This window comes from Luteibacter jiangsuensis (assembly GCF_011742555.1).
Classification (GTDB): Bacteria; Pseudomonadota; Gammaproteobacteria; order Xanthomonadales; family Rhodanobacteraceae; genus Luteibacter; species Luteibacter jiangsuensis.
In genome coordinates this window covers 208302-234013 of the sequence record NZ_JAAQQR010000004.1, presented here as the reverse complement: position 1 = coordinate 234013, position 25712 = coordinate 208302, and the positions used below count along the sequence as shown (strand labels likewise).

Sequence of the window (25712 nt, the reverse complement as noted above, 5' to 3'; positions counted from 1 at the left end):
AGCCTGGGGGCGTAAGCCCCCGGGCTTTGCCCGTTGAACGGGCAGTGAAGAGTGAACCGTAAACAGTAAGTTCTCACGGTTCACGGTTCACGGTTCACTGATTCACTGTTTCACGTGTCCCGTCGGAAATGGGACATCGCGATTCGAGAGCGCCGGCTCGGGCTCCGCGGTTCGAATCCCGATCTCCGATTTTCGATTCATTAACTGTTAGCCGGCGCTCCCTGGCCGGCATCATGAAACCGAGGCGGTACCCACCATGACCTACTCGTTTACCGAGAAGAAGCGCATCCGTAAGGACTTCGGCAAGCGGCCCCCCGTCCTGGGCGTGCCCAACCTGCTGACGATCCAGACCGACTCGTACAAGGAATTCCTGCAGGAGCAGGTGAACCCCAAGGCGCGCGAGGACAAGGGCCTGCACGCCGCCCTGAAGTCGGTGTTCCCGATTTCCAGCTACTCCGGCAACGCCGCCCTCGAATACGTCGACTATCGCCTCGGCGAGCCGGCGTTCGACGAGCGCGAGTGCCGCAACCGCGGCATGACTTTCGGCGCGCCGCTGCGCACCACCGTCCGCCTGGTCATCTACGACAAGGACAGCCCGGCCTCGAAGAAGGCCGTGAAGTACGTGAAGGAGCAGGAGGTCTACATGGGCGAGATCCCGCTCATGACCGAGACCGGCACCTTCATCATCAACGGCACCGAGCGCGTCATCGTCTCGCAGCTGCACCGTTCGCCGGGCGTGTTCTTCGACCACGACCGCGGCAAGACGCACAGCTCGGGCAAGCTGCTGTTCTCGGCCCGCGTCATTCCTTACCGTGGCTCGTGGCTCGACTTCGAGTTTGACCCGAAGGACGCGCTGTTCACGCGTATCGATCGTCGCCGCAAGCTGCCGGTGACGGTGCTGCTGCGCGCGCTCGGCTACACCAACGAAGAGATGCTGAGCATCTTCTTCGAGCACAACGTTTTCCACCTGGGCAAGAAGGGCGGGGTCACCCTCGACCTCGTCGCCGAGCGCCTGCGCGGTGAAACGCTCTCGTTCGACCTCGTGGTCGACGGCAAGGTGCTGGTCGAGGCCGGCAAGCGCATCACCGCGCGCCACGTTCGTCAGCTCGCCAATGAGAAGATCGCCACGCTCGAAGTGCCGGATGACTACCCGGTGGGCCGCATCGTGGCCATCGACATGGTCGACAAGGACACGGGCGAGATCATCGCCGCGGCCAATGACGAACTGACCCTCGAGCACCTCGAGCGCTTCCGCAAGGCAGGCATCGAAACGGTGCCGACGCTCTACGTGAACGACCTCGACCGCGGTGCGTACATCTCGAACACGCTGCGCATCGACAACACGCGCACGCAGCTCGAGGCCCTGGTCGAAATCTACCGGATGATGCGTCCGGGCGAGCCGCCGACCAAGGACGCCGCGCAGAACCTGTTCTTCAACCTGTTCTTCACCTTCGACCGCTACGACCTCTCGGCCGTCGGCCGCATGAAGTTCAACCGTCGCGTCGGCCGCAAGGACGTGATCGGTCCGGGCGTGCTGTACGACTACAAGTACTTCGCCGAGCGCAAGGAAGAAGAATCCCAGCGCCTGGTGGCCGAGCAGGGCGAGACGTCGGACATCCTCGACGTGCTGCGCGTGCTCATCGACATCCGTAACGGTACCGGCACGGTGGACGACATCGACCACCTGGGCAACCGTCGCGTGCGCTCGGTCGGCGAAATGGCGGAGAACACCTTCCGCATCGGTCTCGTCCGCGTCGAGCGCGCGGTTCGCGAGCGCCTGTCGCTGGCCGAATCCGAGGGCCTGACCCCGCAGGAACTGATCAACGCCAAGCCGGTCGCGGCGGCGGTGAAGGAGTTCTTCGGTTCGTCGCAGCTCTCGCAGTTCATGGACCAGAACAACCCGCTGTCCGAAGTGACCCACAAGCGCCGCGTGTCGGCGCTCGGACCGGGCGGCCTGACCCGTGAGCGCGCCGGCTTCGAAGTGCGCGACGTGCATCCCACGCATTACGGTCGTGTCTGCACCATCGAGACCCCGGAAGGCCCGAACATCGGCCTGATCAACTCGCTGGCCGTGTACGCCCGCACCAATGCCTACGGCTTCCTCGAGACGCCGTACCGCAAGGTCGAGAACGGCAAGGTCACCGACAAGGTCGACTACCTCTCCGCGATCGAAGAGGGCGACCACGTCATCGCGCAGGCGAACTCGCCGCTCACGAAGGACGGCAAGTTCATCGAAGACTTCGTGTCCTGCCGTTTCCGTGGCGAGTCGGAGCTGCGTCCGTCGGCCGAGATCAACTACATGGACGTCTCGCCGATGCAGACCGTGTCGGTCGCGGCGGCGCTCGTGCCGTTCCTCGAGCACGACGACGCGAACCGCGCGCTCATGGGCGCGAACATGCAGCGCCAGGCCGTTCCCACCCTGCGCAGCCAGAAGCCGCTGGTCGGCACCGGCATCGAGCGTGCCGTGGCGCGCGACTCCGGCGTCACCGTGTCGGCCCGTCGTGGCGGCGTGATCGACCAGGTGGACGCGGCGCGTATCGTCGTGCGCGTGAACGAGGCCGAGGTTGGCGACGATGACGCCGGCGTCGACATCTACACGCTCACGAAGTACACCCGCTCCAACCAGAACACCAACCTCAACCAGCGCCCGCTGGTGAACGTGGGCGACGTGGTGGCGGTGGGCGACACGCTGGCGGACGGTTCCTCGACCGACCTCGGCGAGCTCGCGCTCGGCCAGAACATGCTCGTCGCGTTCATGCCGTGGAACGGCTACAACTTCGAAGACTCGATCCTGATCTCCGAACGCGTGGTGCAGGAAGACCGCTACACCTCGATCCACATCGAGGAACTAACCTGCATCGCCCGCGACACCAAGCTCGGTGCCGAGGAAATCACGGCCGACATCCCGAACGTGGGCGAGCAGGCGCTCGCGCGCCTCGACGAGTCCGGCATCGTGTACATCGGTGCGGAAGTGAAGGCCGGCGACATCCTCGTGGGCAAGGTCACGCCGAAGGGCGAGAGCCAGCTCACGCCGGAAGAGAAGCTGCTCCGCGCGATCTTCGGCGAGAAGGCCTCCGACGTGAAGGACAGCTCGCTGCGCGTGCCCCCGGGCATGGACGGCAACGTCATCGACGTGCAGGTCTTCACCCGCGACGGCATCGAGAAGGACAAGCGTGCCAAGCAGATCGAAGAGACCGAACTGAAGCGTATCCGCAAGGATCTCGACGACCAGTTCCGCATCCTCGAGGGCGCGATCTACGCGCGTATGCGTTCGCAGCTCGTCGGCAAGACCGCCATGAGCGGCCCGGCCGGCCTGAAGCGTGGCGCCACCATCGACGACGCCTACCTCGACGGCCTGAAGAAGGACGACTGGTTCAAGATCAACGTCAAGGAAGAGGAAGTCTCCGAGTTCCTGGAGCGTGCGGCCGAGCAGGTCAAGCGCCACCGGGAGAACTTCGACAAGCGCTTCAAGGAGAAGCAGGGCAAGATCACCCAGGGCGACGACCTCGCGCCGGGCGTGCTCAAGATGGTCAAGGTCTACCTGGCCGTCAAGCGCCGCATCCAGCCGGGCGACAAGATGGCCGGCCGCCACGGCAACAAGGGTGTCGTGTCGATGATCGTGCCGGTCGAGGACATGCCGTTCTCCGCCGACGGTCGTCCGGTCGACATCGTGCTGAACCCGCTGGGCGTGCCTTCGCGTATGAACATCGGCCAGATCCTCGAGGTTCACCTCGGCTGGGCGGCGAAGGGTCTTGGCCACAAGATCGAAGTCATGATCGAGGCCAACGAGAAGCCGGCGAAGCTGCGCGAGTTCCTCGACGAGGTCTACAACCACGGCAATGCCGGTGCGGAAGGCGCAGTGCGTCACGTCGACTTGAAGTCGATGTCCGACCAGGAGATCGTCGCGCTCGCGGACAACCTCCGCGACGGCGTGCCGATGGCCACGCCGGTGTTCGACGGTGCCGAGGAGTCCGAGATCAAGCACATGCTGAAGCTCGCGGGCCTGCCGGAATCCGGCCAGACCGTGCTCTTCGACGGCCGTACCGGCGAGGCGTTCGATCGCCCGGTCACCGTCGGCTACATGCACATGCTGAAGCTGAACCACCTCGTCGACGACAAGATGCATGCGCGTTCGACGGGTCCGTACTCGCTCGTCACCCAGCAGCCGCTGGGCGGCAAGGCGCAGTTCGGCGGCCAGCGCTTCGGCGAAATGGAAGTCTGGGCGCTCGAGGCCTACGGCGCGGCGTACACCCTGCAGGAAATGCTGACCGTCAAGTCGGACGACGTGCAGGGCCGCAACCAGATGTACAAGAACATTGTGGACGGCAACCACGAGATGGCCGCGGGCATGCCGGAATCCTTCAACGTGCTCGTGAAGGAAATCCGCTCGCTCGGCATCGACATCGAGCTCGAAGAGATCAAGTGATCGTCGCGGCTACCGGAGATTACGCATGAAAGACCTGCTCAATCTGTTCAACCAGCAGCGACAGACGCTGGACTTCGACGCGATCAAGATCGCTCTGGCTTCGCCGGAGCTGATCCGTTCGTGGTCGTACGGCGAAGTGAAGAAGCCGGAAACGATCAACTACCGCACGTTCAAGCCTGAGCGTGACGGCCTGTTCTGCGCGGCCATTTTCGGTCCCATCAAGGACTACGAATGCCTGTGCGGCAAGTACAAGCGCATGAAGCATCGCGGCGTGGTGTGCGAGAAGTGCGGTACCGAGGTCACCCTGGCCAAGGTCCGTCGCGAGCGCATGGGCCACATCGAGCTGGCCAGCCCGACCGCGCACATCTGGTTCCTGAAGTCGCTGCCGTCGCGCATCGGCCTCATGCTGGACATGACGCTGCGCGACATCGAGCGCATCCTGTACTTCGAGGCCTTCGTGGTGATCGATCCGGGCCTGACCGCGCTCGAGCGCGGCCAGTTGCTCAGCGAAGACCAGTACCTGGAAGCCACCGAGGAGCACGGTGACGAGTTCGACGCCCGCATGGGTGCCGAGGCCGTCTACGAGCTGCTGAAGAGCCTCGACCTCCCGGGCGAAGTCATTCGCCTGAAGGAAGAGATCGCTTCCACCAACTCCGAGACCAAGCTGAAGCGCCTCACCAAGCGCGTGAAGCTGATCGAGGCGTTCCTGGAGTCGGGCAACAAGCCGGAATGGATGGTCCTGACCGTCCTGCCGGTGCTGCCGCCCGACCTGCGCCCGCTCGTTCCGCTGGACGGCGGCCGCTTCGCCACGTCCGACCTCAACGACCTGTACCGCCGCGTCATCAACCGCAACAACCGCCTGAAGCGTCTGCTCGAACTCGCCGCGCCCGACATCATCGTGCGCAACGAGAAGCGCATGCTGCAGGAGTCGGTCGACGCGCTGCTCGACAACGGCCGTCGCGGCCGTGCCATCACCGGCACGAACAAGCGCGCGCTGAAGTCGCTCGCGGACATGATCAAGGGCAAGCAGGGCCGCTTCCGCCAGAACCTGCTCGGCAAGCGCGTCGACTACTCAGGCCGTTCGGTCATCGTGGTCGGCCCGACGCTGCGCCTGCACCAGTGCGGCCTGCCGAAGAAGATGGCGCTCGAGCTGTTCAAGCCCTTCATCTTCGCCAAGCTGCAGGCCCGTGGCGAAGCCACGACCATCAAGGCCGCGAAGAAGCTCGTCGAGCGCGAGGAAGCGCAGGTCTGGGACATCCTCGAGGACGTGATCCGCGAGCACCCGGTCATGCTCAACCGTGCGCCGACGCTGCACCGTCTGGGCATCCAGGCTTTCGAGCCGGTGCTGATCGAAGGCAAGGCGATCCAGCTGCATCCGCTCGTGTGTACGGCGTTCAACGCCGACTTCGACGGTGACCAGATGGCCGTGCACGTGCCGCTGTCGATCGAGGCGCAGCTCGAAGCCCGCGCCCTGATGATGTCGTCGAACAACATCCTGTCGCCGGCGAACGGCGAGCCGATCATCGTGCCGTCGCAGGACGTCGTGCTCGGTCTGTACTACATGACCCGCGAGCTGATCAACGCGAAGGGCGCCGGCATGGTGTTCGCGAACATCGGCGAAGTGCGTCGTGCGTACGACAACCGTGCCGTCGAACTGCACGCCAAGGTGAAGGTGCGCGTGCGCAGCGTGGAGATGGTGGACGGCGAGCGCGTGGAGCGCCAGCCGCTCGTCGACACCACGGTGGGTCGCGCCCTGCTGGCCGAGATCATTCCGGAAGGCCTGCCGTTCGCGCTGGTCAACACGGAACTGACCAAGAAGAACATCTCGCGCCTGATCAACCAGAGCTATCGTCTGCTCGGCCTGAAGGAATCGGTCGTGTTCGCCGACAAGCTGATGTACACCGGCTTCCGTTTCGCGACGCGCGCCGGTATCTCCATCGGCATCGACGACATGAAGATCCCGGCGGAGAAGAAGGGCATCCTGGAAGAGGCCGAGAAGGAAGTCGTCGAGATCCAGGAGCAGTACCAGTCGGGTCTGGTCACCGCCGGCGAGCGCTACAACAAGGTGGTCGACATCTGGTCGCGCACCAACGAACTGGTCGCGAAGGCGATGATCGACGGCATCGGTACCGAAAAGGTCACCGACGCCGACGGCAACGTGGTCAACCAGAAGTCGATGAACTCGCTGTACATCATGGCCGACTCCGGCGCCCGCGGTAGCGCGGCCCAGATTCGCCAGTTGGCGGGTATGCGCGGCCTGATGGCCCGTCCGGACGGCTCGATCATCGAGACGCCCATCAAGGCGAACTTCCGCGAAGGCCTGAACGTCCTGCAGTACTTCAACTCCACCCACGGTGCCCGTAAGGGTCTGGCGGATACGGCGCTGAAGACGGCGAACTCCGGCTACCTGACCCGTCGTCTCGTCGACGTGGCGCAGGACGTCGTCATCACCGAGCACGATTGCGGCACGGAAGACGGCGTGCTGATGTCTCCGATCGTGGAAGGCGGCGACGTGGTCGAGCCGCTGCGCGAGCGTGTGCTCGGTCGCGTGGTGGTGGAAGACGTCTACGCCCCGGGCGACGACGACCAGCCGATCGTCACGCGCGACACGCTGCTCGACGAATACCTGGTCGACAAGCTCGACAAGGCCGGCGTGCAGCTGATCAAGGTGCGTTCGCCGATCACCTGCCGTGCCAGCCACGGTGTGTGCGCCCTCTGCTACGGCCGCGATCTGGCCCGTGGCCACCTCGTCAACATGGGCGAGGCCGTGGGCGTGGTGGCGGCTCAGTCGATCGGCGAGCCGGGTACCCAGCTGACGATGCGTACGTTCCACATCGGCGGCGCGGCATCCCGTGCGGCCGCCGTGGACAACGTCACGGTTCGTACCACCGGTGCGCTGAAGTTCAACAACCTGAAGTCGGTCGAGCACGCGCAGGGTCACCTGGTGGCGGTCTCGCGTTCGGGTGAAGTGAGCGTCATCGACGCCAACGGTCGCGAGCGCGAGCGTTACAAGGTGCCTTACGGTGCGACCATCACGGTGAAGGACGGCGACCCGGTGAAGGCCGGCCAGACCGTCGCGAACTGGGATCCGCATACCCACCCGATCGTTACCGAAGTGGCGGGCGTGGTGCGCTTCATCGACTTCATCGATGGCGTGACCGTGCAGTCGCAGACGGACGAGCTCACCGGCCTCGAGTCGGCGGTGGTCACCGATCCGAAGCGTCGCGGCACCCAGGCCAAGGACCTGCGCCCGATCGTCCGCCTGGAAGACAGCAAGGGCCGTGAGCTCAAGCTGCCGGGTACCGACATCGCGGCCCAGTACTTCCTTCCGGCCGGCGCCATCGTGTCGATCCAGAACGGGGCCGAAGTGGGCGTGGGCGACGTGGTTGCCCGTATCCCGCAGGAAACCTCGAAGACCCGCGACATCACCGGTGGTCTGCCGCGCGTGGCCGACCTGTTCGAAGCCCGCAAGCCGAAGGAACCGGCGATCCTCGCGGAGCGTTCGGGCATCGTCAGCTTCGGCAAGGACACCAAGGGCAAGCAGCGCCTGATCATCAAGGACGCGGACGGCAACGAGCACGAGGAGCTGATTCCGAAGTGGCGTCAGGTCATCGTGTTCGAGGGCGAGCACGTGGAGAAGGGCGAAACCGTCGTCGACGGCGAGCCGAATCCGCACGACATCCTGCGCCTGCTGGGTGTCGAGCCGCTGGCCTCGTACCTGGTGAAGGAAATCCAGGACGTGTACCGCCTGCAGGGCGTGAAGATCAACGACAAGCACATCGAGGCGATCATTCGCCAGATGCTTCGCAAGGTCGAGATCACCGAGCCCGGCGACAGCACCTACCTCCGGGGCGAGCAGGTCGAGCGCGTCCGGATCAACGAGGAGAACGATCGCGCCGAGGCCCGGGGCGAGCGTCGCGCCGAGTTCGAGTCGGTCCTGCTGGGCATCACCAAGGCGTCGCTGGCCACGGAGTCGTTCATCTCGGCGGCCTCGTTCCAGGAGACCACCCGCGTCCTTACCGAGGCGGCGGTCAGGGGCACCCGCGACACGTTGCGGGGCCTGAAGGAAAATGTTATTGTTGGGCGGCTAATCCCTGCGGGTACGGGCCTGGCATACCACGCTTCGCGTCGTAGCCAGGGCGGCCTGACGGCCTCGGAGCTCGAAACCCTCTCGGGTTCGGCGCCGGCCGTCACGTTCGAAGAGGCTCCCGCCGGGTCCAACGATAGCGCCGAGTAAGGCCCGTACGCGGGTTTTGCTCGTACATACGAAATGAGGCGCAGGGAAGCGCCTCGTGTTCGGATTCAGGGACGATGGGCGCAGCCCGCTTTCGCGGGCCACGCACGTCAACAACGCTTCTCTGGCGGGCCGATCTATCGGTCTGCCTTTATGTTTCTCAGGAATAGCTTCGCATGACGACAGTCAACCAGTTGGTGCGCAAATCCCGCAGCCCGAAGGCGTACAAGAGCGCCTCGCCGGCCCTGCAGAGCAGCCCGCAGCGCCGCGGGGTGTGCACGCGCGTTTATACGACCACCCCGAAGAAGCCGAACTCGGCCCTGCGTAAGGTTGCCAAGGTGCGCCTGACCAACGGTTTCGAAGTCATCAGCTACATCGGTGGCGAAGGTCACAATCTTCAGGAGCACTCGGTGGTCCTGATCCGCGGCGGTCGCGTCAAGGATCTCCCGGGTGTGCGTTACCACACGGTTCGCGGCAGTCTCGACTGCGCCGGCGTGACCAAGCGTCGCAAGTCGCGCTCGAAGTACGGCGCCAAGCGCCCGAAGAGCTGAGTAAAGGACAAGAATTATGTCGCGTAAAGGTTCCCATCCCGCCCGTGTCGTCCTCCCGGACCCGAAGCACGGAAGCCAGCTGATCGCCCGCTTCATCAACATGGTGATGAAGTCCGGCAAGAAGTCCGTCGCCGAGTCGATCGTCTACGGCGCCCTGCAGCACATCGGCGAAAAGCACGCCGAGCCGGTGCAGCTCGTCGAGAAGGCTCTGGGCAATATCGCTCCGGCCGTCGAGGTGAAGTCCCGCCGCGTCGGCGGTGCCACGTACCAGGTGCCGGTCGAAGTTCGTCCGGGTCGCCGCATGGCCCTCGCCATGCGCTGGGTGATCGACGCAGCGCGCAAGCGCGGCGAGACGTCCATGCCGCGCAAGCTGGCCGCCGAACTCCTGGAAGCCTCGGAATCCCGTGGCGGCGCCGTCAAGAAGCGCGAAGAAACGCACCGCATGGCAGAGGCCAACAAGGCCTTCTCGCATTACCGCTGGTAAAAACAGCTTCAGATTGAGGAAAGACCGTGGCACGCACCACTCCCATCGAGCGCTACCGCAACTTCGGCATCATGGCTCACATCGATGCCGGCAAGACCACGACCACGGAGCGCATCCTGTTCTACACCGGCGTCAGTCATAAGATTGGCGAGGTGCACGACGGTGCGGCGACGATGGACTGGATGGAGCAGGAGCAGGAGCGCGGCATCACCATCACTTCCGCCGCCACCACGGCGTTCTGGAAGGGCATGGACCGTTCGCTGCCCGAGCACCGCTTCAACATCATCGACACTCCGGGACACGTCGACTTCACCATCGAAGTGGAGCGCTCGCTCCGCGTGCTCGACGGTGCGGTGTTCGTGCTCTGCGCCGTGGGTGGCGTGCAGCCGCAGTCGGAAACCGTGTGGCGTCAGGCCAACCGGTACAAGGTTCCGCGTCTCGCGTTCGTCAACAAGATGGACCGCACCGGCGCGAACTTCTACAAGGTCGTCGACCAGCTGAAGGCCCGCCTCGCCGCCAACCCGGTGCCGATGCAGGTGCCGATCGGCGCCGAAGACAACTTCGAAGGCGTCGTCGACCTCCTCAAGATGAAGGCCATCAAGTGGGACATGGAGTCCCAGGGCATGAAGTTCGAATACGTCGACATCCCGGCCGACCTCCAGGCGAAGGCCGAGGAAGGTCGCACGGCCATGATCGAAGCCGCGGCGGAAGCCACGGAAGAGATGATGGACAAGTACCTGGGCGGCGAAGAGCTGACCGAAGCCGAGATCATCGAAGGCCTGCGCCTGCGCACGCTGAAGAGCGAGATCATTCCGGTCTACTGCGGCACCGCGTTCAAGAACAAGGGCGTGCAGGCCATGCTCGACGCGGTCGTGAACCTGCTCCCGTCGCCGATCGACCGTCCGCCGGTCGAGGGCGTGAACGAAGACGAGCAGCCGGATACCCGTCCGGCCAAGGACGACGCTCCGTTCTCGGCGCTTGCGTTCAAGATCATGACCGACCCCTTCGTCGGCGCGCTGACGTTCTTCCGTGTCTACTCGGGCACGCTGAACGCCGGTGACCAGGTGTACAACCCGGTCAAGTCGAAGAAGGAGCGCATCGGCCGCATCCTGCAGATGCACGCCAACGAGCGTCACGAGCTGAAGGAAGTCCGCGCCGGCGATATCGCCGCGGCGGTCGGCCTGAAGGACGTCACGACCGGTGACACGCTGTGCGCGCAGGACCACATCATCACCCTCGAGCGCATGTCGTTCCCCGAGCCGGTGATCTCGATGGCGGTCGAGCCGAAGACCAAGTCGGACCAGGAAAAGATGGGTATCGCCCTTGGCCGTCTGGCCGCGGAAGATCCGTCGTTCCGCGTTCGCACGGACGAAGAGTCGGGCCAGACGATCATCTCGGGCATGGGCGAGCTTCACCTGGACATCCTGGTGGACCGCATGAAGCGCGAGTTCAACGTCGAGGCCAACGTGGGCAAGCCGCAGGTGGCTTACCGCGAAACGATTCAGGCCTCGGACGTCAAGTCGGACTACAAGCACGCCAAGCAGTCGGGCGGTAAGGGTCAGTACGGTCACGTCGTGATCGAAATGTCCCCGATCTCCGACGCCGATCGTGCCGACGAGAAGGTGGCCGCCCAGATCAAGGACGACTTCCTCTTCATCAACGACATCACGGGCGGCGTGATTCCGAAGGAATTCATCCCGTCGGTCGAAAAGGGCCTGCGCGAGACGATCACCGCCGGTCCGCTGGCCGGGTTCCCGGTCGTGGGCGTGAAGGTCAAGCTCGTGTTCGGTTCGTACCACGACGTCGACTCGTCGGAAATGGCGTTCAAGCTGGCCGCCTCGATGGCGTTCAAGCAGGGCTTCGCGAAGGCGAACCCGGTGCTGCTCGAGCCGATCATGAAGGTCGAGGTCGTCACGCCGGAAGACTACGTCGGCGACGTCATGGGCGACATCAGCCGTCGTCGCGGCATGCTCACCGGCCAGGAAGAAACGCCGTCGGGCAAGACCGTCAACGCGATGATTCCGCTGGGCGAAATGTTCGGTTACGCGACCTCGCTGCGCTCGCAGACCCAGGGCCGCGCCACGTTCACGATGGAATTCGACCATTACGAGCCGGCACCGAAGAACATCGCCGACGAGGTCATGAAGAAGTCCTGATAAGGGCTTCTTCTTCAACACATAACGTTCTTTTAGAGGTTTAGAGTCATGGCAAAGGGTAAGTTCGAGCGTAACAAGCCGCACGTCAACGTCGGCACCATCGGTCACGTCGATCACGGCAAGACCACGCTGACGGCCGCGCTGACGAAGGTCGGTGCCGAGCGCTTCGGTGGCGAATTCAAGGACTACGGTTCGATCGACGCGGCGCCGGAAGAAAAGGCGCGCGGCATCACGATCTCCACGGCCCACGTGGAATACGAATCGGCCACCCGCCACTACGCCCACGTCGACTGCCCGGGGCACGCCGACTACGTCAAGAACATGATCACCGGTGCCGCTCAGATGGACGGCGCGATCCTGGTGTGCTCGGCCGCTGACGGTCCGATGCCGCAGACCCGCGAGCACATCCTGCTCTCGCGTCAGGTCGGCGTGCCGTACATCGTGGTGTTCCTGAACAAGGCCGACATGGTCGACGACGCCGAGCTCATGGAGCTCGTCGAGATGGAAGTCCGCGAACTGCTGTCGAAGTACGATTTCCCGGGCGACGACACCCCGATCATCAAGGGTTCGGCCCGTCTGGCGCTGGAAGGCGACCAGTCGGAGATCGGCGTGCCGGCGATCATCAACCTCGTCGACGCTCTGGACACCTACATCCCGACGCCGGAACGCGACGTGGACAAGACCTTCCTGATGCCGGTGGAAGACGTGTTCTCCATCTCGGGTCGCGGCACTGTGGTCACGGGCCGTATCGAGCGCGGCATCATCAAGGTCGGTGACGAAATCGAAGTTGTCGGCATCCGCGACACCCAGAAGACCACGGTCACGGGCGTCGAGATGTTCCGCAAGCTGCTCGACCAGGGTCAGGCGGGCGACAACGCCGGTCTGCTGCTGCGCGGTCTGAAGCGCGACGACGTCCAGCGCGGCCAGGTGCTGGCCAAGCCGGGTTCGATCAAGCCGCACACCCAGTTCGAAGCCGAGGTGTACGTGCTGTCGAAGGACGAGGGCGGCCGTCACACCCCGTTCTTCAACAACTACCGTCCGCAGTTCTACTTCCGCACCACGGACGTCACCGGCGCCGTGAAGCTGCCGGAAGGCGTCGAGATGGTGATGCCGGGCGACAACGTGAAGATGTCGGTCACGCTGATCCACCCGATCGCCATGGACGACGGCCTGCGCTTCGCCATCCGCGAAGGCGGCCGCACCGTCGGCGCCGGCGTGGTGTCGAAGGTCATCGCATAAGTAACATCTCCCTTCGGGGGAATGAAAAGGCGAGGGCGCAAGCCCTCGCCTTTTTTTATGGTTCGTTGCGGAAGTCCTTGCACTGGGCTTTGGTGCTTAGTGCTTGCCGTGCACAACTGCCTGGCGCACCAAGGTATCGAACGCCTCCGCCGTCTGCTCGTCGGTGAAGTTGCAATGGCCATCGCCGACAGGGGCGAGCACGGTAAGCCACTTCGCCGCGCCCGCCGCCCTGACCTGAGCCGGGTAGACCCCATGGAATCGCGTCGGGATGGTGGGATCGAATGCGTTCCACTGCATCACGAGCGGGATCTCGATGCGCCCCGTCAGGGTGACGTTGTTCCTGGTGTACTCCGCGGCTTTCGGCGTAGCGTCGTAGCGGCGCACACGGCGATTGAACGTCACGTCATCGCCGAACCCCTTGTAGACCTCCTTACGATTGTCGACGGGCATCCCGCCCGCGCGCGTTTCGATTTCGCGAAATGCCATGTAATACAGGGCCAATGTCGGCAGCGTTTCCGCTTTCTCCTCGAGGCGCCCAGCCAGCAGGGCGGCCTCCTTCGGATGCGCTTCCACGGCTTTGGCGATGGCGTCGGGCGAAATCGCCGGCGGGGAATCGGGTGCCGCCACATCGGGAATGACACCTGGTATCAAGGCGTCGAACGCCACGAGGGGCGTCACGACGCCACGAGCGAGGAAGTCCGGTGTGGACACCGTCAGCCCGCAGGTGATCATCGCGCCGCTGTATGCATGGGGATAGCGTTCGATGCTGGCGGCGGCGCTCAATCCGCCCATCGAAAAGCCATAGATGTAGGTGTGCGGAGGTTGCCCGTATGTGCGGACGAAGTGCTGGCGGAGCCGCTCGGTGTCGGCGATGGCGTCGCTTACCGCCCAGCCTTGGGACGCGTACTGGCTCTGGGCGACCGCGAACCCTTTCTTGAGGAACACGGGAGTCGGATCGGCGGGCGTCATCGGCGTGGTGATGGGCGCACCCACAGGCTGGTAGCCATGCATCAGCATGACGAGATCGCCGTTCCAGTGGGCAGGGACGTCGATGCGATAGAGGGCATCCTGCAACTTCCCGGTATAGGCTCCGGGCTCCGGTTTCGCGGCATGGGCGGGCCAGGCGGTGGTGCTGGCCACGGCCGCGGCGAGGCAGAGTCCGGCAACGTGGCGCAATGCTCTGAACGTCATTTCACTACTCCGGTGGTCGAAAGGGCGCAGCGCTCCCGCACGGCCATGGCGTGGCCGCCGGCGGGCGCAACGCGGTGTGGTGGAGGATCAGCTATCGGGTGGGGAGGCCAAGGGCGAGTATCGAACGGCGCTCGCCAGGGTGCCGTCTTCGTCAACGACCAACATGATCGTCTCGTCGCCGTTCTGGCGGTGCACGAGGTAGGTATCCGAACCGAATTCGTTGACGCCGGTGAACGTGTAAGACCGCACCGGGCCGATCCGGGTCAGATACCGTTCGCGTGCCGCCTTTTGCTCCCGGCGTTCACGAGCGAGTTCCGGACTCATCCCGGCACCGCTATCGGGATCGTCGAGAAGCAGGCGCAGCGCTTTCTCGCTGCCGGCAAACGGCTTCTGCGCCTTGATGCGTGTGGCGAGTGCATCGTTGACCCGCAGGGCGGTCACGTCATCGATACGGGGCCGATCGAGTACGACACGTCCGGTCTGGGTGGCGATCAGTCGCGCCGCGCGTCCCGATGCGTCCACCATAAAGCGTACGGCCAATGCATCGTTTCCTCGCACCGCGAACTGGTCGTCGCGGACGTGCACGAGTTGGAAGGGTTTGGGTGCGGCCATCTGCCCGGTGATGTGGACCGAAAGGCTGCCGTCGGCCTGCGTCACGTGGACGAGCGACATCGGGCTGATCTGGTAGAAGCCGGTATAGCGATCGAGCACTCCCTGGTCTGGCGCCGCCATGGATAGCGCGTGCAGGGGGAGGGCATCCGGCGGCGTCACCTGTGCCGCGAAGACCGCCATCCCGAGCGAAAGACATAGCAACGCCGCGGTGGATCCCCGCACCCATTTACCCGGCCTGCGCAGCATTTGGCGAATGCGCAGCTCGAGGAACGAGACCGAGTCGCTCATCGCGGGGAGCCATGGGAGGCGCTTCGATTTCTGCTGGCCCACGTGGAGCAGTGTTTCGCAGTACGCGGAAACGTCGCATCCGCTCCGAATGACCCGCGCGTCGCAATCCATCTCGATGGCGCGACGCAGTCGGCTGAACTGCCACCACAGCGCTCCGTTCCACGGCATGAGGGTCAGTACGACCAGGGCGACGGCGATGACGAGAGGGTCCCGGGCTTCCAGGTGCGAGCGTTCGTGGGCCAGTGCGTGGCTCTGTTGCGCAGGGCTCATCCCGAGCAACCACTCGGGCAAGACGATGTGCGGACGAAGGAACCCGATGACCGCCGGTCCCGTATCGCTCGCGACCCATACGCGCTCGCCGTGTACCGTCGTGCTGCGCCAGCCGCGCCGGCGTCGCGACGTGACGAGCATGCCCATGGAGAGCGTCGTCAGCATAAGTGTCGATGCCGCTATCCACAGGCCCGCAGCGGCGCCGTCGGTATTGACGGATAGTCCGTACACCGGCACGTCGTCGAGGTGGATTTGCGTAAGCGGGGTACGGATCGACGTTGCCTCGCGCAGCACCAGCGACGGCCCCGGTCCGGTCCGCGCGAGACCGCCGGGGAGCTGTATCGATGCGCCGGCCATGAGGACCGGTAGCGCCAACGAGCCGAGCATGGACACGAGCCATGCCCATCTCGTTCGTGCGCCGCGGCCCTTGGCAGCCCGTTCGGCCATGAACGCCGCGGCAGCCAGCGCAAGCGCCACCAGCAGGGCGTAGAGCATCCAGGCAATCACGCGACGTCCGCTTTTCGATCGATCTGTGAGATTCCCATGTCCGGCCCCTGCAACTAAGGGCATAGTAGTTACCCGCCTGGCGGGGATAAGTCAACTATGTAAATAGTAGATGCATCTGTTTGCCCGGAGCCTTCCATTCTCCCGCCGTCGCCGCTATACTCCGCTGGCTAAGACTCCCGGGTGCCGCGAAAAACGCCCCGGACCACGCGAAATGAGGCGCAAGGAATGTGCTTCGAGTTCGCAGGCAAGGATGCCGAATAGGGTACCGACGGGCCACGGGGCGCAAGCTCTGTTGACCCATGTTGTTGCGTATTCTATACTTTTCTGTCTAGGCAGGCCGTCTTGCGGCCTGCCTGACTTTTTCGGGTCGTTCCGGGCGGTGTCTTGCCGTTCCAGGGCGGCCCGTTGCAGTACCCGTAGTTAGCAATCTGGGTTGTGCGGAGTGGCGAGAAGCCCCTCCGAATCACAAGAACGTTCTTTCGATAACAGGACACGGTTTTATGGCGAACCAAAAGATTCGCATCCGGCTCAAGGCGTTCGATCATCGTCTGATCGACCGTTCGGCCAGCGAAATCGTCGAGACGGCCAAGCGCACCGGCGCCACGGTTCTCGGCCCGATCCCGCTGCCGACCAAGATCGAGCGCTACACCATTCTGGTGTCGCCGCACGTCGACAAAGATGCCCGCGACCAGTACGAGACCCGTACCCACAAGCGCGTTCTGGACATCGTCGACCCCAACGACAAGACCGTGGACGCGCTCATGAAGCTCGATCTCGCCGCCGGCGTCGACGTGCAGATCAAGCTCGGTTGAGCGGACTAAAGGATACGAAGATGAGTATCGGACTGGTTGGCCGCAAGTGCGGCATGAGCCGGCTCTTCACCGAAGACGGCCGCTCGATTCCGGTGACGCTGATTGAAGCGACCCCGAATCGCGTGACGCAGGTGAAGACCGAAGAAAACGACGGCTACAGCGCGGTGCAGGTCACGGCCGGCGCGAAGCGCGCCTCGCTGCTGACGGCCCCCGCGAAGGGCCACTACGCGAAGGCCAAGGTTGAGCCGGGTCGCGGTCTGTGGGAATTCCGCCTCAACGCGGACGACGCAGGCAAGTACGAAGTTGGCGCCGAGATCACCGCCGAAGCCGTGTTCACCGTCGGTCAGACGGTCGACGTCGCTGGCGTGTCGAAGGGCAAGGGCTTCCAGGGCACCATCAAGCGTCACCATTTCAAGATGGGCGACGCCACGCACGGTAACTCGCTGTCGCATCGCGCCCCTGGCTCGATCGGCCAGCGCCAGACGCCGGGCCGCGTGTTCCCTGGCAAGAAGATGGCGGGCCACATGGGTGCGGTCAATCGCACCGTGCAGGGCCTGGAAGTGGTCAAGGTCGACGCCGAGCGTCATCTGATCGCGGTCAAGGGCGCAGTCCCTGGCGCGACCGGTGGCGACGTCGTGATCCGTCCGACGACCAAGGGTTGAGGAGAGACGCCATGGAACTTAACGTTATTGGCGCCAAGTCGCTCACCGTGTCGGACGACGTGTTCGGCGGCGAGTACAAGAAGGCCCTCGTGCACCAGGTTGTCACCGCCTACCAGGCGGGCGGCCGTGCAGGCACCAAGGCGCAGCTGTCGCGCGGTGAACTGTCGGGTACCACGAAGAAGTTCAAGAAGCAGAAGGGCGGCGGCGCCCGTCACGGCGACTACCGTGCCCCGATCTTCGTGGGCGGTGGTGTGACGTTCGCAGCCAAGCCGCGCAGCTTCGAGCAGAAGGTCAACCGCAAGGCTTACCGCGTTGCGATCCGCTCGATCATCGCCGAGCTGAACCGTCAGGACCGCCTGAAGGTCGTCTCCGAGCTGTCGATCGACAAGCCCAGCACCAAGGGCATGATCGCCAAGCTGGCCGAGCTCGAAGTCAAGGGTCGTGTGCTGCTGGTGTCGGAAGACGCCACCGAGGCGCTCTACCTGTCCGCACGCAACATTCCGTACATCCACGTCGTCGACGTGCTGGCCCTGAATCCGGTCAGCCTGGTCGGCAGCGACTACGTCGTCATGACGGTGGACGCGGTCAAGAAGGTCGAGGAGTGGCTCGCATGAGCACCGAACGCACGCTCAACACGCTTCGCGCGCCGCACATCTCCGAGAAGTCGGCTCGCCTTGCTGAGAACAACCAGTACGTTTTCGTCGTGGCGCCCGAGGCGACCAAGGCCGATGTCCGCGCTGCGGTGGAACACCTCTTCGACGTCAAGGTCGTGGACGTGAACCTCGTGAACACGAAGGGCAAGGTCAAGTCGTTCCGCTTCCGCACTGGCAGCCGCCAGGGCAAGCGTAAGGCCTACGTGCGCCTCGCCGACGGTCACACGATCGACGTGTCGGCCAAGGCCTGAGCCAGGAGTTGAATTGAGATGGCACTGATCACTCACAAGCCGACCTCCCCGGGCCGCCGCGACGCAGTCAGCGTGCGGACCGAAGGTCTGCACAAGGGCGCACCGTACGCGCCCCTGACCGAATCGCAGGCGAAGACCGGCGGCCGTAACCACTTCGGTCGCATCACCACGCGTCATCGCGGCGGCGGTCACAAGCAGGCTTACCGCATCATCGATTTCAAGCGTGACAAGGAAGGCATCGCCGCCGTTGTCGAGCGTCTGGAATACGATCCGAACCGCACCGCGCACATCGCGCTGCTGTGCTACGCCGACGGCGAGCGCCGCTACATCATCGCGCCGAAGGGCGTGGCGGTGGGCGACCGTCTCGTGTCGGGTTCCGACTCCCCGATCAAGCCGGGCAACTGCCTGCCGCTTCGTTCGATCCCGGTCGGTTCCACCATTCACTGCATCGAGATGAAGCCGGGCAAGGGTGCGCAGATCGCGCGTTCCGCCGGTGCCTCGGTCCAGCTGGTGGCGCGCGAGCAGGGCTACGCCACGCTCCGTCTCCGCTCCGGCGAAATGCGCCGCGTGCCGGTCGAGTGCCGCGCCACCATCGGTGAAGTGGGCAACTCCGAGCACAGCCTGCGCAAGCTCGGCAAGGCCGGCGCCAAGCGTTGGAAGGGCATTCGCCCGACCGTCCGCGGCGTGGTCATGAACCCGGTCGACCATCCGCACGGCGGTGGTGAAGGCCGTACCTCCGGCGGCCGTCACCCGGTCAGCCCGTGGGGCACGCCGACCAAGGGTTACAAGACGCGCAACAACAAGCGCACCCAGCAGTTCATCGTGCGTCGTCGCAAGTAATAGGAAACGATCATGCCGCGCTCTCTAAAGAAAGGTCCGTTCGTTGACCTGCACCTCGTAAAGAAGGTGGAAGCCGCCGTTTCCGCCAACAACAAGCGTCCGATCAAGACCTGGTCGCGTCGCTCGATGATCCTGCCGGAGATGGTCGGTCTGACCATCGCCATCCACAACGGCCGCCAGCACGTGCCTGTGTTGATCAACGAGAACATGGTCGGGCACAAGCTCGGCGAGTTCGCGGTGACCCGCACGTACAAGGGCCACGCCGGCGACAAGAAGGGCAAGTGATGAGCACTGAAGCCAAAGCGATCCTGCGCAGCGCCCGCATCTCGGCGCAGAAGGCACGCCTGGTGGCTGACCTGGTCCGCGGCATGCCCGTGGGCCGAGCCAGCGACGTGCTCGCCTTTACCAACAAGAAGGCCGCCCACCTTGTTCGCAAGGTGCTGCTCTCCGCCGTCGCCAATGCCGAGAACAACCTCGGTGCCGACGTCGACGAGCTCAAGGTGGCCCGCATCTTCGTCGACGAAGGTCCGGCGATGAAGCGCATGTACGCCCGCGCCAAAGGTCGCGGTTCGCGCATCCTGAAGCGCACCAGCCACATCACTGTGGTTGTCGGCAACTGACTGGGGTAAGAAACGATGGGTCATAAAGTTCATCCCACCGGTATCCGCCTCGGCATTGCCAAGGACTGGAACTCGAAGTGGTACGCCAACAAGGGTGAGTACGCCCAGTACCTCGCTGCCGACCTCAAGGTCCGCGAGATGCTGCGCAAGAAGCTCGCCGCCGCCGGTATCTCGAAGATCCAGATCGAGCGCCCGGCCAAGACCGCCCGCGTCACGATTCACACCGCCCGTCCGGGCGTGGTGATCGGCAAGAAGGGTGAGGACATCGAGAAGCTGCGCAAGGAAGTCACCGACATGATGGGCGTTCCGACGCACATCAACGTCAGCGAAGTCCGCAAGCCGGAGCTCGACGCCCAGCTCGTCGCCGAATCGATCGCCCAGCAGCTCGAGCGTCGCATCATGTTCCGCCGCGCCATGAAGCGCTCGGTCGGTAACGCAATGCGCCTCGGTGCCCTCGGCATCAAGATCAACGTCTCCGGCCGTCTGAACGGTGCCGAGATCGCGCGCTCCGAGTGGGCTCGCGAAGGTCGCGTTCCGCTGCACACCCTGCGTGCGGACATCGACTACGGCACCGCCGAGGCCAAGACCCAGTACGGCATCATCGGTGTCAAGGTGTGGGTCTACAAGGGCGAGATCTTCGATCTGGCGGCCGCCACGGCCGAGTCGAAGGAAGAACAGCAGCCTCAGCAGTCGTCGCGTCGCGAAGGTGGTGAAAACCGCCGTGAGCGCGGCGAGCGCTCTGCCAAGTAAGGAGCGTTGCCATGTTGCAACCGAAGCGTACCAAGTTCCGCAAGATGCATAAGGGCCGCAACGACGGCCTGGCATTCAACTCCAATCTCGTGAGCTTTGGCGAGTACGGCCTCAAGGCGACGACGCACGGTCAGCTGACCGCGCGTCAGATCGAAGCGGCCCGTCGTTGCATCACGCGCTACGTGAAGCGTGGCGGCAAGCTCTGGATCCGCGTGTTCCCGGACAAGCCGATCACCCGCAAGCCCATCGAGGTCCGCATGGGTGCCGGTAAGGGTGGCGTGGAGTTCTGGGTGGCTCTGATCCAGCCGGGCCGCATGCTTTATGAAATCGAAGGCGTCGACGAAGCGACCGCACGCGAGGCCATGCGCCTGGCCGCGGCCAAGCTCTCGGTCCAGACCCAGTTCGTGTCCAGGGCGGTGATGTAATGGCCATCAAAGAAATCAAAGACAAGTCGGCGGAAGAGCTGAATCAGCATCTGCTGGACCTTCGCAAGGAGCAGTTCAATCTGCGCATGCAGAAGGGCTCCGGCCAGCTCACCCAGCCGCACCAGCTGCGCCGCGTTCGGCGCGACATCGCCCGCACGAAGTTCGTGCTCGGCGCGAAGAAGTAAGGGACGGCTGATATGAGCGATAACCAGAAAACGGCGCGTACCCTCGAAGGCCGCGTCATCAGCAACAAGATGGCCAACACGGTCACGGTGCTGATCGAGCGTCAGGTGCAGCACCCGCTGCTCGGCAAGATCATCCGCCGCTCCACGAAGCTCCACGCGCACGACGAAACCGGTGCGAACGAGGGCGACGTGGTCCGCATCGCGGAGTGCCGCCCGCTGTCGAAGACCAAGCATCACCGCGTGGTCGAAATCGTCACGCGCGCTGAAGTTTAAGGAGAGCTGCGATGATTCAGATGCAAAGCACGCTTTCCGCGGCGGACAACAGCGGCGCGAAGGAACTGATGTGCATCAAGGTGCTGGGCGGCTCGAAGCGCCGTTATGCCAGCGTCGGTGATGTCATCAAGGTGACCGTCAAGGACGCCATTCCCCGCGGCAAGGTCAAGAAGGGTGAGGTGTACAACGCCGTGGTGGTTCGTACCGCCAAGGGTGTGCGCCGCGCCGACGGTTCGCTGATCCGTTTCGACGGTAACGCGGCCGTGCTCCTCAACAACAAGCTCGAGCCGATCGGCACCCGTATCTTCGGGCCGGTTACCCGCGAGCTGCGCAGCGAGAAGTTCATGAAGATCGTCTCGCTCGCGCCCGAAGTGCTCTGAGCGGAGGCCAGACCATGAACCGTATCCGCAAGGGTGATAACGTCGTCGTCATCACCGGCAAGAACAAGGGTCAGCGCGGCGACGTGCTGCGCGTCGACGGCGACCGCGTGGTCGTCTCGAACGTGAACCTGGTCAAGCGTCACACCAAGCCGAACCCCCAGGCCAACCAGCCGGGTGGGATCGTCGAGCGTGAGGCCTCGATCCATATCTCCAATGTCCAGCTCTTCAACTCCGCCTCGAACAAGGGCGAGCGCGTGGGCACCAAGACGCTCGAGGACGGGCGCAAGGTGCGCGTGTTCCGTTCGGGCGAAGTGGTCGACGCGTAAGGAACCGAAGTCATGACCCGCCTTGAAACGTTTTACAAAGAGTCGGTAATGAAGAAGCTCACCGAGCGCTTCGGTTACCAGAACGTCATGGAAGTTCCGCGCATCACGAAGATCACGCTCAACATGGGCGTCGGCGAAGCCGCCGGTAACAAGAAGATCCTCGAGAACGCGGTCGCCGACATGACCAAGATCGCCGGCCAGAAGCCGATCACGACCAAGGCCCGCGTGTCGGTCGCCTCGTTCAAGATCCGCGACGGTTGGCCGATCGGTTGCAAGGTCACGCTTCGTCGTGCCCAGATGTGGGAATTCCTGGACCGCCTGATCAACATCTCGCTGCCGCGTACGCGCGACTTCCGTGGTGTCTCGGGCCGTGCCTTCGATGGCCGCGGTAACTACAACTTCGGCATCAAGGAACAGATCATCTTCCCGGAAATCGACTTCGATCAGGTCGACGCGCTGCGTGGCATGGATATCTCCATCACCACCACCGCCAAGACCGACGAAGAAGCCAAGGCGCTGCTGGAAGCCTTCAGCTTCCCGTTCCGCAACTGATAGGTAGAACATGGCCAAGACCTCGATGATCGAGCGCGACCTCAAGCGCTCCAAGCTCGTCAAGAAGTACGCCGCCAAGCGCGCCGAACTGAAGGCGATCGTCCTGAGCGCCACCGCCTCGTACGACGAGAAGATGGAAGCTCAGGCCAAGCTGCAGAAGCTTCCGCGCGATGCCAGCCCGGCCCGTCAGCGTAACCGCTGCGCCCTGACTGGCCGCCCGCGTGGCGTCTACAGCAAGTTCGGCCTGGGCCGCAACAAGCTCCGCGAAGCCACCATGCGTGGCGACGTGCCGGGCCTGCGCAAGGCTAGCTGGTAAAAAACTCGCCAACGGCGGGTCAAGCTGTTATAGTCGTCGGTCTGCGCAACGCAGACCGACGATTGTCGGCTTTACAATTCAAGATTTCCGGTAATTCGGATATCGGTGCACTCTCAAGGGTTTTCTTATGAGCATGACTGATCCCATCGCCGATCTGTTTACGCGCATCCGCAATGGCCAGGCGTCTGGCAAGCCGGTTGTCCGTATGCCGTCGTCGAAGATGAAGCTGGCGGTTGCCAAGCTTCTGCAGAACGAAGGCTATATCCTCGACGCCCGTACCGCTGACGAAGCGGGCAAGCCGGTCCTCGAGATCAAGCTGAAGTATTTCGAAGGCCGTCCGGCCATCGAGTCCATTTCCCGTGTCAGCCGTTCCGGTCTCCGCGTCTACCGCGGCAAGGACGAGCTGCCGAAGGTCCTCGGCGGCCTGGGTATCTCGATCATCTCGACTTCCGCCGGTCTCCTGACCGACGCGCAGGCCCGTGCCAAGGGTCTGGGCGGCGAAGTCATCGGCCAGGTGGCGTAAGGAGTCCCGACATGTCACGTGTAGCCAAGAAGCCCATCACCCTCCCGAAGGGCGTCGAACTCTCGGTCGCCAACGGCACCGTCACCGTCAAGGGCCCGAAGGGCACCCTGACCACCCATGAACTGCCGGGCGTTTCGTTCCAGCAGGAAAACGGTGTGGCGAACATCGTCCTGGCCGACGGCGCCGACGACAAGTTCGGCGGTACCGCTCGCGCCATCGTCGCCAACATGGTCCACGGCGTCGCCAACGGCTTCGAGAAGAAGCTCGAGCTCGTCGGCGTGGGTTACCGCGCCCAGCTCACCGGCAAGTCCGTCAACCTGTCGCTGGGTTATTCGCACCCGGTCGTGTTCGACGCGCCGGAAGGCATCACCATCGAAGTTCCGACGCAGACGGAAGTCCTGATCAAGGGCGCCGACAAGCAGCTCGTGGGCCAGGTGGCAGCGAAGATCCGCGCGTTCCGTTCGCCGGAGCCCTACAAGGGCAAGGGTGTCCGCTACGCCGGCGAGACGATCATCCTGAAGGAAGCCAAGAAGGCCTAATCGGCCTATCCGCTTCCTGGAGACGAGACGATGAACAAGAACCAATCCCGCCTGCGCCGCGCCAAGTCGACCCGCGCCCACATCCGTGAGCTCGCCGTCGCCCGCCTGAGCGTGCATCGCACCGGTCAGCACATCTACGCCCAGGTCTTCGCGCCGAACGGTACCGTCGTGGCTGCTGCCTCGACCGTGCAGAAGTCGGTGGCCGAAGGCCTCAAGAGCAAGAAGAACGTCGAGGCCGCCACCACGGTGGGCCGTATCGTTGCCGAGCGCGCCAAGGCCGCCGGTATCGAGGCCGTCGCGTTCGATCGCTCGGGTTTCCGTTATCACGGTCGCATCAAGGCTCTTGCCGAAGCGGCGCGTGAGGCCGGCCTCAAGTTCTAAGAGGCGTCAGGCCACGGTATCGGCCCCCCGGGGCCGGTGCCGCCCGATGTAACTACAACTCCAAGCGGCGACCGAGCCGTAAACAGAAGTCCCGGATCATCCGGGCCGACAGAGAAAAGAGATGTCCTCGACAGATCGCGAAAATTCGGACGGCATGCTTGAAAAGCTCATTGCCGTCAACCGCGTGGCCAAGACCGTCAAGGGTGGCCGCCAGATGAGCTTCACCGCGCTGACCGTGGTCGGCGACGGCGAGGGTCGCGTCGGTTTCGGTTATGGCAAGGCCCGTGAAGTGCCGGTCGCCATTTCCAAGGCCATGGAACGCGCCCGTCGTAACATGGTGAGCATCGAACTGAACAACGGCACGCTGTGGTACGCCATCAAGGCCAACCACGGTGCGGCCCGCGTCTTCATGCAGCCCGCTTCCGAGGGTACCGGCGTGATCGCCGGCGGTGCCATGCGCGCCGTGCTCGAAGTGGTCGGCGTGAAGAACGTGCTTGCGAAGGCCGTCGGCTCGCGCAACCCGATCAACCTCGTCCGCGCGACGATCAAGGGTCTGCAGGCCGTCGCCTCGCCGAAGCGCATCGCCGCCAAGCGTGGCAAGACGATCGAAGAGGTGCTGGGCAATGGCTAAGAAGAACGAAACCGCTGCCGCCGGCACCGTGCGCGTGCGCCTGGTGAAGGGCCTGCGCGGCGTACAGGGTCGTCATCGCCTGAGCGTCAAGGCCCTTGGCCTGAACAAGCTCAACGATGTGCGCGAACTGAAGGATAGCCCCCAGGTCCGTGGCCTCATCAACACGGTCTACTACCTGGTCCGGGTCGAGGAGTAAGCATCATGCGTCTTAACGACATCAAGCCCGGCAAGGGCGCCCGCAAGACCCGCACCCGCGTCGCCCGCGGTATCGGCTCCGGCCTCGGCAAGACGGCCGGCCGTGGTCACAAGGGTCAGCACGCCCGTGCCGGTAACACGCACCGCGTCGGTTTCGAAGGCGGCCAGATGCCGCTGCAGCGTCGCCTGCCGAAGGTGGGCTTCCGCTCGCTGAAGAAGGCCGACACCGAGCAGGTCATGCTCTACCAGCTGGCCTCGGTCCAGGCTGACACGATCGACCTGATCGCCCTGCACGCCGCTGGCCTCGTGTCCAGCCGCGCCAAGAAGGTCAAGGTGGTGCTGAAGGGCGAGATCAACCGCGCCGTGAAGCTCCAGGGCGTGCTTGCGACGGCCGGCGCCAAGGCGGCTATCGAAGCCGCCGGCGGCAGCGTGGAGTAATC

Annotated in this window: 29 protein-coding genes; 27 read left to right on the top strand and 2 right to left on the bottom strand. The window is 64.1% G+C overall.

Going from position 1 to position 25712, the window contains the following annotated elements; all coding sequences use genetic code 11:
- Positions 1-256 precede the first annotated feature (256 nt).
- The 6 genes from rpoB (at position 257) to tuf (ending at position 13090) form a co-directional block, all read left to right on the top strand.
- Positions 257-4426 (top strand): DNA-directed RNA polymerase subunit beta, encoded by a 4170-nt coding sequence (rpoB, locus tag HBF26_RS10930; protein ID WP_167125937.1) that lies wholly within the window; start codon positions 257-259, stop codon positions 4424-4426.
- A 25-nt stretch (positions 4427-4451) separates the two neighbouring features.
- Positions 4452-8663, top strand: a complete 4212-nt coding sequence (rpoC, locus tag HBF26_RS10925; protein ID WP_167125934.1) for a DNA-directed RNA polymerase subunit beta' — start codon at positions 4452-4454, stop codon at positions 8661-8663.
- Between the two features lie 173 nt (positions 8664-8836).
- The gene (rpsL, locus tag HBF26_RS10920; protein ID WP_036115505.1) at positions 8837-9211 is read left to right on the top strand and encodes a 30S ribosomal protein S12; all 375 of its coding nucleotides are present in this window, start codon (positions 8837-8839) and stop codon (positions 9209-9211) included.
- 16 nt (positions 9212-9227) lie between these two features.
- Positions 9228-9695, top strand: a complete 468-nt coding sequence (gene rpsG / locus HBF26_RS10915) for a 30S ribosomal protein S7 (protein WP_036115503.1) — start codon at positions 9228-9230, stop codon at positions 9693-9695.
- 26 nt (positions 9696-9721) lie between these two features.
- Positions 9722-11851 (top strand): elongation factor G, encoded by a 2130-nt coding sequence (fusA, locus tag HBF26_RS10910; protein ID WP_167125931.1) that lies wholly within the window; start codon positions 9722-9724, stop codon positions 11849-11851.
- A gap of 48 nt (positions 11852-11899) precedes the next feature.
- Positions 11900-13090, top strand: a complete 1191-nt coding sequence (gene tuf, locus HBF26_RS10905; protein WP_167125928.1) for an elongation factor Tu — start codon at positions 11900-11902, stop codon at positions 13088-13090.
- A 96-nt stretch (positions 13091-13186) separates the two neighbouring features.
- Here the strand turns inward: tuf and HBF26_RS10900 are convergent, their stop codons facing one another.
- On the bottom strand, positions 13187-14281 hold the full coding sequence (locus HBF26_RS10900) for a DUF6351 family protein (RefSeq protein ID WP_167125925.1): 1095 nt from the start codon (positions 14279-14281) through the stop codon (positions 13187-13189).
- Positions 14282-14368: 87 nt separating this feature from the next.
- Positions 14369-15592: a M56 family metallopeptidase gene (locus HBF26_RS10895; protein WP_425482994.1), complete on the bottom strand. Its 1224-nt coding sequence runs from the start codon at positions 15590-15592 to the stop codon at positions 14369-14371.
- A gap of 866 nt (positions 15593-16458) precedes the next feature.
- Between HBF26_RS10895 and rpsJ the strand changes: the two genes are divergently transcribed.
- The 21 genes from rpsJ to rplO all read left to right on the top strand — a co-directional run bounded on the left by rpsJ (position 16459) and on the right by rplO (position 25710).
- On the top strand, positions 16459-16770 hold the full coding sequence (gene rpsJ / locus HBF26_RS10890; protein WP_014402136.1) for a 30S ribosomal protein S10: 312 nt from the start codon (positions 16459-16461) through the stop codon (positions 16768-16770).
- A gap of 20 nt (positions 16771-16790) precedes the next feature.
- The gene (gene rplC, locus HBF26_RS10885; protein WP_072322771.1) at positions 16791-17432 is read left to right on the top strand and encodes a 50S ribosomal protein L3; all 642 of its coding nucleotides are present in this window, start codon (positions 16791-16793) and stop codon (positions 17430-17432) included.
- A gap of 11 nt (positions 17433-17443) precedes the next feature.
- Entirely contained in the window at positions 17444-18046 is a 603-nt protein-coding gene (rplD, locus tag HBF26_RS10880; RefSeq protein ID WP_167125919.1) for a 50S ribosomal protein L4, read from the top strand.
- Positions 18043-18336, top strand: a complete 294-nt coding sequence (rplW, locus tag HBF26_RS10875; protein ID WP_167125916.1) for a 50S ribosomal protein L23 — start codon at positions 18043-18045, stop codon at positions 18334-18336. The genes rplD and rplW overlap by 4 nt, the downstream gene beginning before the upstream one ends.
- Positions 18337-18354: 18 nt before the next feature.
- The gene (gene rplB / locus HBF26_RS10870; RefSeq protein ID WP_166699378.1) at positions 18355-19176 is read left to right on the top strand and encodes a 50S ribosomal protein L2; all 822 of its coding nucleotides are present in this window, start codon (positions 18355-18357) and stop codon (positions 19174-19176) included.
- Between the two features lie 12 nt (positions 19177-19188).
- Positions 19189-19461: a 30S ribosomal protein S19 gene (rpsS, locus tag HBF26_RS10865; protein WP_029213892.1), complete on the top strand. Its 273-nt coding sequence runs from the start codon at positions 19189-19191 to the stop codon at positions 19459-19461.
- On the top strand, positions 19461-19796 hold the full coding sequence (rplV, locus tag HBF26_RS10860; protein WP_029213891.1) for a 50S ribosomal protein L22: 336 nt from the start codon (positions 19461-19463) through the stop codon (positions 19794-19796). Before rpsS ends, rplV begins: the two co-directional genes overlap by 1 nt.
- 15 nt (positions 19797-19811) lie before the next feature.
- Complete coding sequence (gene rpsC / locus HBF26_RS10855) at positions 19812-20546, top strand: 30S ribosomal protein S3 (protein ID WP_166699377.1); 735 nt, start codon at positions 19812-19814, stop codon at positions 20544-20546.
- Between the two features lie 11 nt (positions 20547-20557).
- Positions 20558-20971, top strand: a complete 414-nt coding sequence (gene rplP, locus HBF26_RS10850; protein WP_167022096.1) for a 50S ribosomal protein L16 — start codon at positions 20558-20560, stop codon at positions 20969-20971.
- Positions 20971-21156, top strand: coding sequence for a 50S ribosomal protein L29 (gene rpmC / locus HBF26_RS10845; RefSeq protein WP_167022098.1), 186 nt, complete (start codon positions 20971-20973; stop codon positions 21154-21156). Before rplP ends, rpmC begins: the two co-directional genes overlap by 1 nt.
- 12 nt (positions 21157-21168) lie before the next feature.
- The gene (gene rpsQ / locus HBF26_RS10840; protein ID WP_166699374.1) at positions 21169-21429 is read left to right on the top strand and encodes a 30S ribosomal protein S17; all 261 of its coding nucleotides are present in this window, start codon (positions 21169-21171) and stop codon (positions 21427-21429) included.
- Positions 21430-21440: 11 nt separating this feature from the next.
- Positions 21441-21809 carry a 50S ribosomal protein L14 gene (gene rplN / locus HBF26_RS10835; RefSeq protein ID WP_072322777.1) on the top strand — a complete coding sequence of 123 codons (369 nt, stop codon included), beginning with the start codon at positions 21441-21443 and terminating at the stop codon, positions 21807-21809.
- A 14-nt stretch (positions 21810-21823) separates the two neighbouring features.
- A complete protein-coding gene (gene rplX, locus HBF26_RS10830) occupies positions 21824-22135 on the top strand; it encodes a 50S ribosomal protein L24 (RefSeq protein WP_072322778.1) in 312 nt (103 codons plus the stop codon).
- A gap of 12 nt (positions 22136-22147) precedes the next feature.
- Positions 22148-22687, top strand: coding sequence for a 50S ribosomal protein L5 (rplE, locus tag HBF26_RS10825; RefSeq protein WP_167022100.1), 540 nt, complete (start codon positions 22148-22150; stop codon positions 22685-22687).
- Positions 22688-22697: 10 nt separating this feature from the next.
- The gene (rpsN, locus tag HBF26_RS10820) at positions 22698-23003 is read left to right on the top strand and encodes a 30S ribosomal protein S14 (protein WP_167125913.1); all 306 of its coding nucleotides are present in this window, start codon (positions 22698-22700) and stop codon (positions 23001-23003) included.
- 127 nt (positions 23004-23130) lie between these two features.
- On the top strand, positions 23131-23526 hold the full coding sequence (gene rpsH / locus HBF26_RS10815) for a 30S ribosomal protein S8 (RefSeq protein ID WP_167125910.1): 396 nt from the start codon (positions 23131-23133) through the stop codon (positions 23524-23526).
- Between the two features lie 11 nt (positions 23527-23537).
- On the top strand, positions 23538-24065 hold the full coding sequence (gene rplF / locus HBF26_RS10810) for a 50S ribosomal protein L6 (RefSeq protein WP_167125907.1): 528 nt from the start codon (positions 23538-23540) through the stop codon (positions 24063-24065).
- 30 nt (positions 24066-24095) lie between these two features.
- Positions 24096-24446 carry a 50S ribosomal protein L18 gene (gene rplR, locus HBF26_RS10805; RefSeq protein WP_167125904.1) on the top strand — a complete coding sequence of 117 codons (351 nt, stop codon included), beginning with the start codon at positions 24096-24098 and terminating at the stop codon, positions 24444-24446.
- Positions 24447-24567: 121 nt separating this feature from the next.
- Positions 24568-25077, top strand: a complete 510-nt coding sequence (rpsE, locus tag HBF26_RS10800) for a 30S ribosomal protein S5 (protein WP_072322784.1) — start codon at positions 24568-24570, stop codon at positions 25075-25077.
- Positions 25070-25273 carry a 50S ribosomal protein L30 gene (gene rpmD / locus HBF26_RS10795; RefSeq protein ID WP_166699368.1) on the top strand — a complete coding sequence of 68 codons (204 nt, stop codon included), beginning with the start codon at positions 25070-25072 and terminating at the stop codon, positions 25271-25273. Before rpsE ends, rpmD begins: the two co-directional genes overlap by 8 nt.
- A 5-nt stretch (positions 25274-25278) precedes the next feature.
- A complete protein-coding gene (gene rplO / locus HBF26_RS10790; protein ID WP_166699367.1) occupies positions 25279-25710 on the top strand; it encodes a 50S ribosomal protein L15 in 432 nt (143 codons plus the stop codon).
- The last annotated feature ends 2 nt before the right edge of the window (positions 25711-25712 follow it).